The organism is Rhodococcus sp. I2R, assembly GCF_020889545.1.
GTDB lineage: Bacteria > Actinomycetota > Actinomycetes > Mycobacteriales > Mycobacteriaceae > Rhodococcoides.
This window is the reverse complement of the sequence record NZ_JAHUTG010000004.1, coordinates 186,502-202,038: the sequence shown is the minus strand read 5'-3', so window position 1 is coordinate 202,038 and position 15,537 is coordinate 186,502. Positions and strand designations below refer to the sequence as shown.

Sequence of the window (15,537 nt, the reverse complement as noted above, 5' to 3'; positions counted from 1 at the left end):
CGGGCGCACTCGACACCTCAGGGCAGCAAATTCTCGCGGGCTTTCTCCACACCGCCGAGGACGAGTACCAGCATCGTCATCAGAGCTTCGTCGTCCAAGCCGCTGGCGGGAAATATGTAGCGCAGCAACACGTCGGCCATCTTCTCGTGCACGTTGATCGAGATGGACCCGAACTGGGACTCTGCGTTTCGGTCGGCAACCTTCTTGTGCAACGACGCCTTGAGCGGGCGATCCCAGGCAAGCACTGCCGTCAGGGACAGCACTTCCAAACCGGGTGAAAGTTCCAACGATCGCAGCGAGCACAGCGCGCCGGCGTAGTCGAAGCCGAGCGAACCTTCTTCTCCCACTGCGACGGTCGCGAACTGTGACAGCGCGACCTCTGCTCGAGACTGCAACGACATCTGCTCACTCATACTTGACTCCACCGAATCTGCGGTCTCGCGAGGCGTATTCGACGCATGCTTCCCACAGGTCCCGGCGGTCGAAGTCCGGAAAAAGCTTCTTCTGAAATACGAACTCCGCGTAGGCCGATTGCCACAGTAGGAAGTTCGACGTCCGCTGCTCCCCCGACGGACGCAGGAACAGGTCGACATCGGGCATGTCCGCCTCGTCGAGATATTTCGCGACGGTCGCCTCGGTGATCTTCTCCGGATCGAGCTTGCCGGCAGCTGCCAGACGAGCGATTTCCTTGGTCGCGTCGGCGATTTCCGCGCGGCCACCGTAGTTGACACACATCGTCAGAGTCATGACGGTGTTCTTCTTCGTCAACTCCTCGGCGACCTCGAGCTCCTTGATGACACTGCGCCACAACCGCGGCCGACGCCCCGCCCACCGAACACGCACGCCCATCTCGTTCATTTCGTCTCGACGACGACGGATGACATCCCTGTTGAAGCCCATCAGGAACTTGACCTCATCGGGACTGCGCTTCCAATTCTCGGTAGAGAAGGCATACGCGGACAACCACTTCACGCCGATATCAATGCACCCGCAGACGGTGTCCATGAGGACCGCCTCGCCGCGTTCGTGCCCGGCCGTGCGCGGCAGGCCACGGTCCTGAGCCCAACGCCCGTTGCCGTCCATCACCAACGCGACGTGACGCGGGATCAGTTCCGGTTGCAGGATCGGCGGACGAGCACCCGACGGATGTGGATCGGGAGGACGTACGGTCGCCCCTTCTTCAGGCTGGGTGCGCGGTTCGCGTCGTCGAATCACGTTCTTCATCCTGCCCGACGACGCCTTCGAGGACGGAAGCAGGCTGGGCCTCGTGCGGCTTGGCGCGCTCGATCAGCGGGAGTGTGCGGAGCTGTCGCTCGAGGTGCCACTGCAGATGAGCGGCGACGAGGCCGCTCGTCTGATTTCGCACCAGCGTCGATGTCGTCTCCGTGAACGCCCACTCACCACGCTCGAGCGCGATCATCAGATCGAGAACACCTGCCATCGGCGTGGCCGAACCCGGCGGCCGGCAATGCACACAGACCGATCCGCCCGCCGCGACATGGAACGCTCGGTGTGGTCCGGGGGCCGCGCAGCGTGCGCACTCGGTCAGTGCCGGTGCCCAGCCGGAAAAGCCCATCGCACGCAGCAGGAAGGCGTCGAGAACCAGTTCGGGAGGTCGAGTTCGCTCGCCCAGTGCACGCAGAGCACCGACCGTCAGTTGATGCAGGCGACGGGCCGGCGCGTGCTCCTCGCCCGCGAGCCGTTCCGCTGTCTCGAGAACGGCGCACCCAGTGGTGTAGCAGCCGTAGTCGGTCACGATGTCGCCGCCGAAGGCATCGATCGTGTGCACCTGAGTGATGATGTCGAGGTTGCGCCCCGGATAGAGCAGAACATCGATGTGGGCGAAGGGTTCGAGCCGAGCACCGAACTTCGATTTGGTGCGGCGTACCCCTTTTGCGACGGCGCGGACGATGCCGTTGTCCCGGGTCAACAGCGTGACGATGCGGTCGGCCTCGCCCAGCTTGTGCTGGCGCAGCACCACTGCGTTGTCCCGGTAGAGCCTCACCCGGTCCAGTCTTCCACGTCGTGGCCCCGGCACCGGCCCACCACACGGGCGTGCACGTCAGAAACCGAGCTTGCCCATCTGCTTGGGATCGGTCTGCCAGTCCTTGGCGATCTTGACGTGCAGGTCGAGGTAGATCCTGGTGCCCAGCAGCTTCTCGATCTGCAGTCGTGAGGCGGTACCCACTTCCTTGAGCCGGGACCCTCCCTTGCCGATGATGATCGCCTTCTGGCTGGACCGTTCGACGTACAGAATGGCGTGCACATCGAGCATGTTGTCGTGGCCCTCGCGGGGGGTGATTTCCTCGATGACGACGGCGAGCGAGTGCGGGAGTTCGTCTCGCACCCCTTCGAGTGCGGCCTCGCGAATGAGCTCGGCCATCAGAATCTCTTCGGGTTCGTCGGTGAGCTCGCCGTCCGGGTAGAACGCAGGCCCTGGTGGCAGTTCGGAGGCAAACAGATCGACGAGCTTTTCCACCTGCTCCCCGGATTCTGCGGATACGGGAATGACGTGGCAGTCGACCCCGAGAAGCTTCGACAGTGCCATGAGCTGCTGCACCACGCGTTCCTTCTTGACCTTGTCGATCTTGGTGACGATGCCGATCAACGTGGTCTTGGGGGCAATGTGGCGCACCTGCTCGAGAATCCACCGATCCCCGGGGCCGATCTTCTCGTCCGCTGGGATGCACAACCCGATGATGTCGACCTCGGAATAGGTGTCCTGGACGAGGTCGTTGAGCCGCTGACCGAGCAGCGTCCTCGGGCGGTGCAGTCCCGGGGTGTCGACGAGAATCAGTTGCGCGTTCTCGCGGTGGACGATGCCGCGGATGGTGTGCCGTGTCGTCTGCGGCCGCGAGGACGTGATCGCGATCTTGGCTCCGACCAGCGCATTGGTCAGCGTCGACTTTCCGGTGTTCGGTCGACCCACGAAGCAGATGAATCCGGATCTGAAGTTCTCGTCACTCGATTCAGGCACCGAGTACCTCCCAGCTCTTCCCGCCGCGCCGCGCCGGGATCGTTGTCTTCGATGTGCCCGCGCGCTCACGCGTCACAGGTCGGTGCCTCGGGCGAATCCTGTCTTGCCGAGCAAACGGTTGTCGCGCGCAGCCTGAAGCTCCGCTTCCTCGGCGCGGCGCAGTTCCTCGTACCACTCCTCGAGGATGCGATTCTGCAGGGCGAACATTTCCTTCTCTTCGTCCGGCTCGGCGTGGTCGTAGCCGAGCAGGTGCAGCACACCGTGCACGGTCAGCAGCGCCAGTTCCTGTTCGAGCGGATGACCGGCGGCGGCGGCTTGATCCGCCGCGAACGACGGACACAGCACGATGTCACCGAGCATCGCTGGCCCAGGCTCCGGCGCGTCCGGTCGACCTCCGGGTTCGAGCTCGTCCATCGGGAACGACATCACGTCTGTCGGGCCCGGCAGATCCATCCATCGCATGTGCAGATCGGCCATGGTGGAGGAGTCGACCAGCACCATCGACAGCTCCGCCGCGGGGTGCACGTCCATGCTCGCAATCGCGAATCTGGCTACGCTCACCAATTCCGACTCGGAGACGTCCATCCCTGATTCGTTGGACACCTCGATACTCATCTGTTGCTCGTTCTCTCTCGGTTCTTGCGCGGCTTGGCAGATCGCCCTTGACTGTTCGGCGGAAATTCTATCGACGGGCCGAGCGCGGGCCGGAGCGTCGCTGCGCGCGATTACCGACGGACACGTCGGTCTCTCGGGAGGACTCGAACCGCTCGTAGGCATCGACGATCTCCGATACCAACCGGTGGCGCACCACGTCACTGCTGGTCAAGTGCGCGAAATGGATATCATCCACATCGTCGAGGATCTCGCTTGCAGCGCGCAGCCCGGACCTCGAGCCGCCCGGAAGATCGACCTGAGTGACGTCACCGGTCACCACGATCTTCGAACCGAATCCGAGCCTGGTGAGGAACATCTTCATCTGTTCGGCGGTGGTGTTCTGGGCTTCGTCGAGGATGATGAAGGCGTCGTTGAGGGTGCGGCCGCGCATGTACGCCAGCGGTGCCACCTCGATGACACCGGCCTGCATCAGCTTCGGAATGGCCTCGACGTCCATCATGTCGTGGAGCGCATCGTGCAGCGGCCGGAGATACGGATCGATCTTCTCGTGCAGAGTGCCGGGCAGGAAGCCCAGCCGCTCCCCCGCTTCCACCGCTGGCCGCGTCAGGATGATCCTGCTGACCTGCTTGGCCTGGAGTGCCTGAACCGCCTTGGCCATGGCGAGGTAGGTCTTCCCAGTACCTGCGGGGCCGATCCCGAACACGATGGTGTTGGTGTCGATAGCGTCGACGTACCGCTTCTGGTTCAGAGTTTTCGGACGAATGGTCTTGCCGCGACGCGAGAGAATGTCCAGGCTCAGCACCTCGGCCGGCGACTCGGACACACCCTCGGTGAGCATTGCCACAGTGCGCCGAACCGCATCGGGTGTCAGCGGCTGGGCACGCTTGACGACGGCGGCGAGCTCGGACACGACCCGCTCGGCCAGCGCAACGTCGGCCACCTTGCCACTCAACGTCACGGCGTTTCCGCGAACATGAATGTCGGCGCTCAGTACCTGCTCCAACGTGCGCAGATTTTCATCCGAGGCTCCCAGCAGCGGAAGAACCGCCGCGGGTGCCAGTTCCATGCTGGACCGAACCTCACGTTCGGCGGGAAGTTCGCTGTGTTCACTCACGTGGTGGCTATGGCCTGCTCTCGGTGTCGATAGTTCTTTTGTTCCAAAGTTTAACGCCCTCACCGGCGAGCGCATTCCAATTACAGATCGACCGGCGACTGCCCCCAACGATCGGTGAGGACTCCGATCGCCCCGAGGGCCACAGCCCCGGCCGTGGACGTGCGCAGAACTGTGGGCCCCAACATCACCGGAGTCGCGCCGACCTCGGTCAGACGTGCGATTTCCCTGTCGTCGATGCCCCCTTCGGGGCCCACGACGAGCATCACTTCGTTCACCTCCGCGAACGGGAGGGACGCAAACCCTCGGGTGGCGGACTCGTGCAGCACGGCGACGATGCCGCCCCGAGCAACGATCGAGCCTGCGAGCGCCACGACTGCCGCTGTGTCGTGCAGATCGTCCACCTCGGGCACGAAGGGTCGACGCGATTGCTTGGCGGCAGCAGCAGCGACTCCGCGCCACCGGGACACACCCTTGATCGCTTTCGCGCCCTCCCAGCGAGCCACGCACCGTGCCGATTGCCACGGGACGATTGCGTCGATGCCTGCTTCGGTGGCGAGCTCGACCGACAGCTCGGAGCGATCCGCCTTGGGCAGCGCCTGGACGAGAGTGACCGTCGGGGTTGGTCGAGCAACCACGGACCTCGACGTCACCGCCAACTCCAGCCGGTCGCGCTCGACGCTGGTGACGACGGTGTCCGCAAGCGAGCCGGAGCCGTCGGAGAGCACCAATCGCTCACCGACGCGTATGCGGCGCACCGTGGCAGCGTGGTGCCCTTCCTTGCCGTCGAGCACGGCAGTGCCGCCCACGTCCGGCAGCGGATTGAGATAGAAGACGGTCGCCGCCATCGTCAGCGACCGCTGAACGCTTCCCGCAACCTGGAGAACAGACCGCCGCTGTGCTGTGAGCCCGTGGTGACCACTTCGGCCGCGTCGCGATCACGCAGACGCTTGAGGTCTTCCAGCAGCTGGGTCTGCTTGCTGTCCAGCCGCGAAGGTACGACCACTTCGAGGTGTGCGTGCAGGTCGCCCCGAACACCCGAGCGCAACCTCGGCATACCGTGTCCGCGCAGAACTGCCACGGCACCCGGCTGGGTTCCCTGATCCACCGAGATCTCGGTGGGTCCGTCGATGATCGCATCCACGGAGACCGAAGTGCCGAGCGCGGCGTCGACCATCGGGACCCGGATGGTGCAGTGCAGGTCGTCTCCGTCGCGGACGAAGACCTCGTGCGGCTGTTCGACGATTTCGACGTACAGATCGCCCGCCGGTCCGCCACCCGGTCCGACCTCGCCCTGCGAGGCCAGACGGATCCGCATGCCACTGCTGACACCGACGGGCACCTTGACGGCGATCTCGCGACGAGACCGCACACGACCGTCGCCACCGCACTTGCGGCAGGGGTCGGGAATCGTTTCACCGGCACCACGGCACGTCGGGCACGGCCGCGATGTCATGACCTGCCCGAGGAAGGAACGCTGAACCGACTGAACCTCTCCGGCTCCGCCACAGGTGTCACAGCGAACCGGTTCCGAATCACCATTGGTGCCCGCGCCCGTGCACACATCGCAGAGAATCGCGGTGTCGACCGTGATCTGCTTGGTCACTCCGCTCGCGCATTCATCGAGTGTCAGTTTCGTGCGCAGCAACGAGTCGGCCCCGGGTTGCACGCGTCCACGCGGACCACGCGTGCCGCCTCCCCCGCCGCCGCCGAAGAACGCTTCGAACACGTCGCCGAGACCGCCACCGAATCCGGCGTTGCCGAACCCGGCGCCACCGCCACCGCCCTGCTGCAGTGGATCGCCACCGAGATCGACGATGCGCCGCTTCTCCGGGTCCGAGAGCACCTCGTATGCGGTCGAGATCTCCTTGAAACGGGCTTGAGCAGCCTCGTCTGGGTTTACATCGGGGTGGAGTTCACGGGCGAGCTTGCGGTATGCGCGCTTGATCTCCTGGTCGGTCGCCTTCTGACCGACCCCGAGCGTTGCGTAGTAATCCCGTGCCACTTGTCGTCTCTTCCGTCCATGTCGTTCCAACATCCTGGTGGATCGTTTGCGCGCCGCAAGCTACTCCCGTAGTGCCTTGCGGCGCGCGTGTGTGGCTCTCAGCGTTCAGCGAGAACCTCACCGATGTATCTCGCAACGGCTGCGACCGATGCAATTGTTCCTGGGTAGTCCATTCGTGTGGGCCCGAGGACGCCCATTCCTCCCAGCACCATGCCAGCCGAACCGTATCCGGTGGAAATCATCGAGGCTCCGCGCATCTCCTCGACCTGGGTTTCCTCGCCGATTCGCACGGTCACCGTGCGCGTGTCCTGTGTCACAGCAAGCAGTTTCAGGACCACGACTTGCTCCTCGAGCGCTTCCAGCACGGCTCGCAACGAACCGGGGAAACCAGCGTCGCCGGCGAAGTCCGCGGCATTGCGGGTGAGATTGGCCGTGCCACCGAGAACGAGACGTTCCTCCGGGTGCTCGACGAGTGATTCGATCAACACCGTCGCCGACCTGATCATCGCGTCACGCAGGGACGGCGGTGCATTCTCGGCCAACTCGGCCACGGCAGCCGATGCTGCCGCGAGACGCTTTCCCTCGAGCGCGCCCCCGAGCAGTCGGCGCAGCTGTGACAGGTCTTCATCGTCGATGACGTCACCGAGTTCGACGATGCGTTGATCGACGCGGCCGGAATCGGTGATCAGGACCATCAGCAGTCGCGCAGGTGTGAGTGCCACGATCTCGAGGTGGCGGACAGACGAGACCGACAGCGTCGGATACTGGACCACGGCCACCTGACGCGTCAGCTGCGCCAACAGGCGAACACCGCGTCGCAACACATCGTCCAAGTCGACGCCGTTCTCGAGGAACTCGAGAATCGCACGACGTTCTGGACCCGACAGCGGCTTGACGTCGGCGATGCGGTCGACGAACTGCCGATAGCCCTTGTCGGTGGGTACCCGACCCGAACTGGTGTGGGGTTGGGCGATGTAGCCCTCGGCTTCGAGTACTGCCATGTCGTTTCGGACCGTGGCACTGGATACGCCGAGATTGTGTCGCTCGACCAGCGCGCGGGAGCCGACCGGTTCCTGAGTAGAGACGTAGTCCGCAACGATCGCGCGCAAAATCTCGAATCGTCTGTCTTCGGTGCTAGACAACTTCCGTCCCCTCCGATCCTCCGCTGCGGGCAGCTACGACGCCGCCACTATCGATCCATCGCTCGAGTCTAGTAGCCGCCGCACGATCACCGCCGAAAGGCCTTACTGTGGTCCGGTGGCCAACTCGACTTCGACGACGTACGACACATGATCTTCAAGGGTGTCAGGGACGGAAAGCCGTATCCGGATCACGGGCTCTCACTTCGAGACTGGGCCAGGATCCCGCCGCGTCAACTGCGTCTGGACGAGATCGTGACGACTACCAAGGTGCTCGAACTCGACCGGCTGCTCTCCGAGGATTCGACGTTCTACGGCGACCTGTTTCCGCATGCCGTGCACTACCGCGGAGTGGTTTATCTCGAGGACGGTCTGCACCGAGCCGTGCGGGCAGCGCTCCGGAGTCGGACCGTCCTGCATGCCCGCGTGTTCGATTACGACCTCCTCGGCGCCTGATCCCCTCCCCCGCCGAGATCGAAGTTGTGTAGCAATTCGGCGCGTTTTCGGGGCACAACCTCGATCTCGGCGGAACTAGGTCGCAATAGAGCGCACGACGGCGTCGGCGAGCAGGCGTCCGCGATCGGTCAGAACGAAGCGGTCCCCCTCAGCTGTCATCAGCCCATCGGCCACCACCTGCTCGGCGGCACGACGTTCGCTGTCGTCGAGAACCGCCGCCGGTAGCCCGGTCCGCAGCCGGATCCTGAGCATGAGCTCCTCGAGGTGCCGATCCTGCGCGGTGAGCAGTTCACTGCCCGCCACCGGGAATTCACCCGCCGCCAACTTCTCGGCATATCGAGCAGGATGCTTGACGTTCCAGAACCGCGTGCCACCGATGTGACTGTGCGCACCGGGGCCGGCACCCCACCAGTCACCGCCGTCCCAGTAGCCGACATTGTGCTTGCACTCGGCAGCTGAGTTCGCGGCCCAGTTCGACACCTCGTACCAGTGCAGACCCGCGCGTGCGAGCACCTCGTCGATGCGCTCGTACCTGCTTGCCAGCACGTCGTCGTCGGGCATGGGCAGTTCACCGCGCCGGACCTTACGAGCCATTGCGGTGCCGTCCTCGACGATGAGCGCGTACGCCGACACGTGATCGACGCCCGCATCCAAGACAGCGTCGAGCGACCGGTCGAGGTCCTTCGGACGTTCTCCAGGAGTTCCGTAGATCAAATCGAGGTTGACGTGATCGAAGCCTGCAGAACGCGCCTCCTTCGCTGCCTCGACGGCGCGTCCCGGTGTGTGCGTGCGATCGAGGACGGCAAGCACATGAGGCGCTGCCGACTGCATACCGAGGGAAATCCTTGTGAAACCGGCGCTGCGCAGGCGCTCGAAGAATGCCGGGGAGGTCGATTCCGGATTCGATTCCGTCGTCACCTCGGCACTCTCGCTCAGTCCGACGCTCTCGCGAACGGCGCCGAGTACATCGGCCAAGCCGTCCCCGCCGAGCAGCGACGGGGTTCCGCCGCCGACGAACACCGTGTCCGCGGTCGGGACGCGCCCGCCGCGCTGCTCCATCAACGCCGCTGCGGCGTCGAGCTCGCGGCGCAATCCCTCGAGCCACGACTGCGGGGAGGCGGACGTGCCCAGCTCACCGGCGGTGTAGGTGTTGAAGTCGCAGTACCCACATCGGGTGGCACAGAACGGCACGTGCACGTAGATCCCGAACGGACGCTGTCCTAGACCCTCGAACGCCTCGTCGGGCAGATCGAGCGTCTTCGATGGCTGCGCGTCGAGAAGGTTCACCGGATCAGTCTCCCAGAGCGCGCGCCTCTCCCGCGCCGTGCGGCCGTCCTCGGCTCTGCCAGCCTATTTACCGAAAAAATGGGGTAAATAGGCTCCCCGGGACGGACCAGGGCCGATGCCATGGCACAATGGTCGTCGTGACCGACTTCGGGATTAGACTTGTGGCGCGACGCCACGTCGATCTCAAGCGTGTCTGCAGCTCGTCGTGTCGATGCCGAATGAGCCTGTAGCCGAGCTTCGCGCCCGGCCCGCTCGATTCCGACCCCCTCAGAACCAACATCCGTCCGGATGCGTGTGCGAGTGATGAGTCTCATGCCCGCTCGACCGCGCGGAAGTACCCAAGATGCAGGAGCTACAGATGTCGTCGACCACCGACGCCTCCCAAGAAGCCGTAGAGGCGCCCGTCGCCCGTCGCGAGCGGACCGCACGGCCGACGAAACGCCGCGCCGAAGGCCAGTGGGCGCTCGGCTACCGAGAGCCCCTGAACGCCAACGAGCAGTCCAAGAAGGACGACAATCCGCTCAACGTGCGCGCCCGGATCGAGAATATCTACTCCAAACAGGGCTTCGACAGCATCGACAAGGGCGACCTGCGCGGCCGCTTCCGCTGGTGGGGCCTCTACACCCAGCGCGAGCAGGGGTACGACGGCACGTTCACGGGCGATGAGAACATCGACCTACTCGAAGCCAAGTACTTCATGATGCGCATCCGCTGCGACGCCGGAGCGCTGAACATCGAACAGTTCCGCACCCTCGCGGGTATCTCACAGGAGTTCGCGCGTGACACCGCGGACCTGTCGGATCGCGAGAACGTGCAGTACCACTGGATCGAGGTGGAGAACGTTCCCGAGATCTGGCGCCGCATCGAAGCCGTCGGCCTCAAGACGACCGAAGCATGCGGCGACTGCCCCCGCGTCGTCCTCGGATCGCCACTGGCCGGCGAGGCTGTCGACGAGATACTCGACCCGACCCCAGCCATCGACCAGATCGTCGAGCGCTACATCGGCAAACCCGAATACTCGAATCTGCCGCGCAAGTTCAAGACGGCCATCTCCGGTTTGCAGGACGTGGTACACGAGATCAACGACGTCGCATTCATCGGCGTGAACCATCCCGAACACGGCCCCGGGCTGGACCTGTGGGTCGGCGGCGGCTTGTCCACCAACCCGATGCTCGCGCAGCGCGTCGGGGTCTGGGTGCCACTCGAGGACGTGCCCGACGTGTGGGAAGGCGTCGTGTCGATCTTCCGGGACTACGGCTACCGTCGCCTGCGCACCAAGGCACGCCTGAAGTTCCTGATCAAGGATTGGGGCATCGAGAAGTTTCGGCAGGTACTCGAGGACGAGTACCTGCACCGCAAGCTGACCGACGGGCCCGCGCCCGAAAAGCCTGCTCGGCCACGTGATCACGTGGGCGTCCAGAAGCTCAAGAACGGCCTCAATGCCGTCGGTGTCGCCCCGATTGCGGGTCGGATATCGGGCACGATCATGGCCAAGATCGCCGACGCCGCCGAGAAAGCCGGCTCGGACCGCCTGCGCTTCACTCCGTACCAGAAGTTGATCGTGCTCGACGTTGCCGACGACAAGCTCGAAGAGCTCATCGCCGACCTGGATGCGCTGGGCCTGCCCGCTCGCCCGTCGCACTGGCGAAAAAATCTGATGGCGTGCAGTGGAATCGAGTTCTGCAAGCTCTCGTTCGCCGAAACCCGCAAGCGCTCGCAGGTCCTCGTTCCCGACCTCGAACAGCGCCTGGCAGATATCAACAACCAACTCGACGTACCGGTGACCATCAACATCAACGGGTGCCCCAACTCCTGCGCGCGGTCGCAGATCGCCGACATCGGATTCAAGGGCCAACTCGTCGACGACGGCGACGGGAATCAAGTCGAGGGCTTCCAGGTTCACTTGGGTGGCAGCCTCGGCCTGGACAGTGCGTTCGGCCGAAAGCTGCGACAGCACAAGGTGAACAGCACCGAGCTCGGTGACTACATCGAACGAGTGGTGCGCAATTTCGTCAAGAACAAGGACGAGGACGAGCGGTTCGCGCAATGGGCAGTACGAGCAGACGAGGCGGATTTGCGATGAACGCACAGAGTTCGACACGGATGGACCTCTCGGTGGAGGAACTGAAGGCGATCGCCGAACGAGGCGCCCGCGACCTGGACGGAGCGGGCGCGACCGACTTGCTGGAGTGGACCGAACGCGAGTTCGGTAAGCACTTCATCGTCGCGTCCAACATGCAAGATGCGGTGCTGGTTCACCTTGCCGCCCAAGTACATCCGGGCGTCGACGTCTTGTTCCTCGACACCGGCTACCACTTCGCCGAGACCATCGGAACTCGCGACGCCGTCGAGGCCGTCTACGGCGTCAACATCGTCAACGCACGCGCCGAACAGACCGTCGCCCAGCAGGACGTGGCAGAGGGCAAAGACCTGTTCGCACGCGAGCCCAACCGCTGCTGCGCGCTCCGCAAGGTCGCCCCCTTGAAGAAGGAACTGGCGAACTACAGCGCCTGGGTCACGGGCATCCGCCGCGTCGAAGCACCCACGCGCGCCAACGCGCCTCTCATCTCCTTCGACGACGCATTCGGGCTCGTGAAGATCAACCCGATCGCAGCCTGGTCGGATGACGACATGCAGCGCTATATCGACGAGCACTCCATTCTCGTCAACCCCCTCGTCGACGAGGGGTATCCATCGATCGGGTGCGCTCCGTGCACCGTCAAGCCAGCCCCCGGCGCCGATCCGCGCAGCGGCCGATGGGCCGGCAAAGCCAAGACCGAATGCGGATTGCACGCATCATGACAGTGGAAACGGACATCACCGTGACGACATCGACAGCGATCGACCCAGCGAGAACCCAGACACCAACGAACGGGGCGACTGTGACGACGGCAGGGCGGACCCTTCTCGACAGCGACCGCTTCGACACCCTCGACGCGCTCGAGTCCGAGGCCATCCACATCTTTCGCGAGGTGGCGGGCGAGTTCGAGCGCCCTGTCATCCTGTTCTCGGGCGGCAAGGATTCGACGGTGCTCCTGCACCTGGCCATCAAGGCGTTCTGGCCGGCTCCGCTGCCGTTCGCGCTCCTGCACGTCGACACCGGCCACAACCTGCAAGAAGTACTGGACTTCCGAGACCACGTCGTGGCGAAGTACAACCTGCGCCTGCACGTGGCCAAGGTCGAGGACTACCTCGCCGACGGTCGACTCACCGAACGTCCCGACGGCATTCGCAACCCACTTCAGACGGTTCCACTGCTCGACGCCATCTCGGAGAACCGTTTCGACGCCGTCTTCGGCGGCGCTCGCCGCGACGAGGAACGCGCACGCGCCAAGGAGCGAATCTTTTCCTTGCGCAACGCTTTCGGTCAGTGGGATCCGAAGAAGCAGCGCCCCGAACTGTGGAACCTGTACAACGGTAAGCACTCCCCCGGCGAGCAGGTGCGTGTCTTCCCGCTCAGCAACTTCACCGAACTCGACATCTGGCGCTACATCGCTCGCGACAACGTCGAACTCGCCAGCATCTACTACGCGCACCAGCGCCCCGTGTATCAACGCGACGGCATGTGGATGACCCCCGGTGTCTGGGGTGGTCCGACCGAATCGGAGGACCTGCAGACACTGTCCGTCCGCTACCGCACCGTCGGCGACGGCTCCACCACCGGAGCGGTCCTGTCCGAGGCCGCCGACAACGAAGCCATCCTCGCCGAGGTCGCTGCGTCCAGGCTCACCGAACGTGGAGCCACCCGAGGCGACGACCGCGTTTCCGAGGCCGCCATGGAAGACCGCAAGCGCGAAGGATACTTCTGATGAGCATTTCAACTTCTGCCCCCTCGCGTCATTCCGCAGGCTCACAGCTTCTGCGCTTGGCTACCGCCGGCAGTGTGGACGACGGCAAGTCCACCCTCGTCGGCCGCCTGCTGTACGACACCAAATCGGTTCTCGCCGACCAGATCGACGCAGTCACTCGCGCGTCGGTCGACCGGGGACTGAGCACTCCGGACCTGTCGCTACTGGTCGACGGTCTGCGCGCCGAACGCGAACAGGGCATCACGATCGACGTGGCCTACCGGTATTTCGCCACTCCCGCAAGATCGTTCGTACTCGCCGACACTCCGGGCCACGTGCAGTACACCCGCAACACGGTCTCCGGCGCGTCTACGGCCCAGCTGGTGATTCTCCTGGTCGACGCCCGGAAGGGTGTCATCACTCAGACTCGCCGACACGCCGCCGTGCTGGCGCTCCTCGGTGTACCCAGGCTGGTCTTGGCGGTCAACAAGATCGACCTCGTCGAGGACCCGGCTCGGGTGTTCGCCGACATCTCCGCCGAATTCAACTCACTCACCTCGTCCCTCGGCTGGGCCACCGAAGACGTCATCGAAATCCCTGTGTCGGCCCTGCACGGCGACAACGTCGCGGTCCGTTCCACCAACACCCCGTACTACGACGGGCCAACCCTCATCGAGCACCTGGAGTCGGTGCCGGTGGACGCCGAACCGCACCGTGTGGGTCTGCGTTTCCCGGTGCAGTACGTGATCCGTCCGCGCACTGCAGACTTCCCCGACTACCGCGGGTACGCGGGTCAGGTGGCCGCGGGAACCGTCTCCCCCGGTGACGAGGTCCTCGTCCTCCCGTCGGGAACACGCACGACGGTCGAACGCATCGACACCGCCGACGGCGAACTCGGCACGGCAAGTGCCGGCCGGAGCGTCACCCTCATCCTGGCCGACGACGTCGACGTCTCACGCGGCGATACCATCGTCTCTCCCTCCGATGCCCCGGACCCAATCGGTGAATTCGAGGCCACGGTCTGCTGGCTCGCCGAAAAGCCTCTGCGCCCCGGTGCACGGCTGCTCCTCAAGCACGGAACGCGAACCACCCAGGCCATCGTGGGTTCTCTCGTAGAAAAGTTCGACGAGCAGAACCTCACCGCTGAGCCGTCACCGGAGTCGTTGGAGCTCAACGACATCGGCCGGATATCGGTGCGTGTCGCGGAGCCGATCGTCGCCGACGACTATGCCGTCAACCGTCACACCGGCAGCTTCCTGCTCATCGACCCGGCGGGCGGAAACACTTTGGCCGCCGGTCTCGTCGGCGACGCCCTCTCGGCCGTCGAGCTCGGTATCCCAGAAGCCAGTACTGCAGAATCCGGTACTGCAGAGCCTGTATGAGCACTCTGATCGCCGTCGCCCATGGCAGTCGTGATCCGCGTTCGGCGCGGACCGTCGCCACCGTCGTCGATCGGATCCGTGCACGTAGGCCCGATCTGGACGTGCGGGTGGCGTTTCTGGACTTGTCCGAGCCGAGCGTCGAGGACGTTGTCGACGACGTCGTGGCTGGGGGCGCCGAGGCGGCTGTGATCGTCCCGCTGCTACTCGGAAGCGCGTTCCATGCGCGTGTGGATCTGCCGGCGATTGTCGACGCGGCGCGTCGGCGGCACCCGCGGTCGACCCTCGTCCAGAGCGAGGTTCTCGGCGATGATCGGCTTCTGGTGGATGCCCTTCGTGACCGGATACTGGAAGCGGGTGTCGAGTCGGACGATCCAGATATCGGTATCGCCGTCGCCGCCGTCGGATCATCGAGTGCACCCGCCAACCTCCGCGCGTGTGCGCTCGCCGAACGCGTCCGGTTCGGAACGTCATGGAGAGCTGCCGTGACGTGTTTCGCCACGGCGCCGAGTCCGGGCCCCGCCGAGTCGCTCACGCGGTTGAGAGCGGCGGGGGCTCGCACGCTCGTCGTCGCGCCATGGTTCCTCGCGCCCGGTCTGTTGACCGACCGCGTGTCCGGTGCCATCGATACTTACACCCGCGACGCACCTCTCACCGAGGTGCGTCTGGCCTCCGTTCTCGGGGACCATGCCCTCGTGGCCGAGGTGGTATCCAATCGCTACGACGCCGCAGTGCGTCGATTGCGTACACGGCGATCCGCCTGATCGAGTCCGATCTCGA

General features: G+C 64.6%; 16 protein-coding genes. 6 read left to right on the top strand and 10 right to left on the bottom strand.

Annotated elements, in window-relative coordinates:
• Nucleotides 1-17: 17 nt before the first annotated feature.
• From KVY23_RS05605 to hrcA, 9 genes are all read right to left on the bottom strand, one after another.
• The gene (locus KVY23_RS05605; protein ID WP_075840423.1) at nucleotides 18-413 is read right to left on the bottom strand and encodes a hypothetical protein; all 396 of its coding nucleotides are present in this window, start codon (nucleotides 411-413) and stop codon (nucleotides 18-20) included.
• A complete protein-coding gene (locus tag KVY23_RS05600) occupies nucleotides 406-1,224 on the bottom strand; it encodes an isoprenyl transferase (RefSeq protein WP_075840422.1) in 819 nt (272 codons plus the stop codon). The genes KVY23_RS05605 and KVY23_RS05600 overlap by 8 nt, the downstream gene beginning before the upstream one ends.
• The gene (recO, locus tag KVY23_RS05595) at nucleotides 1,181-2,005 is read right to left on the bottom strand and encodes a DNA repair protein RecO (protein WP_075840421.1); all 825 of its coding nucleotides are present in this window, start codon (nucleotides 2,003-2,005) and stop codon (nucleotides 1,181-1,183) included. The genes KVY23_RS05600 and recO overlap by 44 nt, the downstream gene beginning before the upstream one ends.
• Nucleotides 2,006-2,062: 57 nt before the next feature.
• A complete protein-coding gene (era, locus tag KVY23_RS05590) occupies nucleotides 2,063-2,977 on the bottom strand; it encodes a GTPase Era (RefSeq protein WP_230555633.1) in 915 nt (304 codons plus the stop codon).
• A gap of 72 nt (nucleotides 2,978-3,049) precedes the next feature.
• Nucleotides 3,050-3,592, bottom strand: a complete 543-nt coding sequence (gene ybeY / locus KVY23_RS05585) for an rRNA maturation RNase YbeY (protein WP_075840419.1) — start codon at nucleotides 3,590-3,592, stop codon at nucleotides 3,050-3,052.
• Nucleotides 3,593-3,659: 67 nt separating this feature from the next.
• Complete coding sequence (locus tag KVY23_RS05580; RefSeq protein ID WP_230555720.1) at nucleotides 3,660-4,658, bottom strand: PhoH family protein; 999 nt, start codon at nucleotides 4,656-4,658, stop codon at nucleotides 3,660-3,662.
• 128 nt (nucleotides 4,659-4,786) lie between these two features.
• Nucleotides 4,787-5,551: a 16S rRNA (uracil(1498)-N(3))-methyltransferase gene (locus KVY23_RS05575; RefSeq protein ID WP_230555632.1), complete on the bottom strand. Its 765-nt coding sequence runs from the start codon at nucleotides 5,549-5,551 to the stop codon at nucleotides 4,787-4,789.
• A gap of 2 nt (nucleotides 5,552-5,553) precedes the next feature.
• The gene (gene dnaJ / locus KVY23_RS05570) at nucleotides 5,554-6,708 is read right to left on the bottom strand and encodes a molecular chaperone DnaJ (protein WP_230555631.1); all 1,155 of its coding nucleotides are present in this window, start codon (nucleotides 6,706-6,708) and stop codon (nucleotides 5,554-5,556) included.
• Nucleotides 6,709-6,806: 98 nt separating this feature from the next.
• Entirely contained in the window at nucleotides 6,807-7,850 is a 1,044-nt protein-coding gene (gene hrcA / locus KVY23_RS05565; protein WP_206508593.1) for a heat-inducible transcriptional repressor HrcA, read from the bottom strand.
• 147 nt (nucleotides 7,851-7,997) lie between these two features.
• Between hrcA and KVY23_RS05560 the strand changes: the two genes are divergently transcribed.
• Nucleotides 7,998-8,303, top strand: coding sequence for a type II toxin-antitoxin system VapB family antitoxin (locus KVY23_RS05560; RefSeq protein WP_075840416.1), 306 nt, complete (start codon nucleotides 7,998-8,000; stop codon nucleotides 8,301-8,303).
• Nucleotides 8,304-8,378: 75 nt separating this feature from the next.
• Here the strand turns inward: KVY23_RS05560 and hemW are convergent, their stop codons facing one another.
• A complete protein-coding gene (gene hemW / locus KVY23_RS05555; RefSeq protein ID WP_230555630.1) occupies nucleotides 8,379-9,590 on the bottom strand; it encodes a radical SAM family heme chaperone HemW in 1,212 nt (403 codons plus the stop codon).
• A gap of 358 nt (nucleotides 9,591-9,948) precedes the next feature.
• On the opposite strand from hemW, the gene KVY23_RS05550 reads away from it, so the two are divergent.
• The 5 genes from KVY23_RS05550 to KVY23_RS05530 are packed head-to-tail and all read left to right on the top strand — an operon-like array spanning nucleotide 9,949 to nucleotide 15,521.
• The gene (locus tag KVY23_RS05550) at nucleotides 9,949-11,673 is read left to right on the top strand and encodes a nitrite/sulfite reductase (protein ID WP_230555629.1); all 1,725 of its coding nucleotides are present in this window, start codon (nucleotides 9,949-9,951) and stop codon (nucleotides 11,671-11,673) included.
• Complete coding sequence (locus KVY23_RS05545; protein WP_230555628.1) at nucleotides 11,670-12,392, top strand: phosphoadenylyl-sulfate reductase; 723 nt, start codon at nucleotides 11,670-11,672, stop codon at nucleotides 12,390-12,392. The genes KVY23_RS05550 and KVY23_RS05545 overlap by 4 nt, the downstream gene beginning before the upstream one ends.
• Nucleotides 12,371-13,399 (top strand): sulfate adenylyltransferase subunit CysD, encoded by a 1,029-nt coding sequence (cysD, locus tag KVY23_RS05540; RefSeq protein WP_371829762.1) that lies wholly within the window; start codon nucleotides 12,371-12,373, stop codon nucleotides 13,397-13,399. The genes KVY23_RS05545 and cysD overlap by 22 nt, the downstream gene beginning before the upstream one ends.
• Nucleotides 13,399-14,760, top strand: coding sequence for a sulfate adenylyltransferase subunit 1 (locus KVY23_RS05535; protein WP_230555626.1), 1,362 nt, complete (start codon nucleotides 13,399-13,401; stop codon nucleotides 14,758-14,760). Before cysD ends, KVY23_RS05535 begins: the two co-directional genes overlap by 1 nt.
• Nucleotides 14,757-15,521 (top strand): sirohydrochlorin chelatase, encoded by a 765-nt coding sequence (locus KVY23_RS05530; protein WP_230555625.1) that lies wholly within the window; start codon nucleotides 14,757-14,759, stop codon nucleotides 15,519-15,521. The genes KVY23_RS05535 and KVY23_RS05530 overlap by 4 nt, the downstream gene beginning before the upstream one ends.
• Nucleotides 15,522-15,537 lie beyond the last annotated feature (16 nt).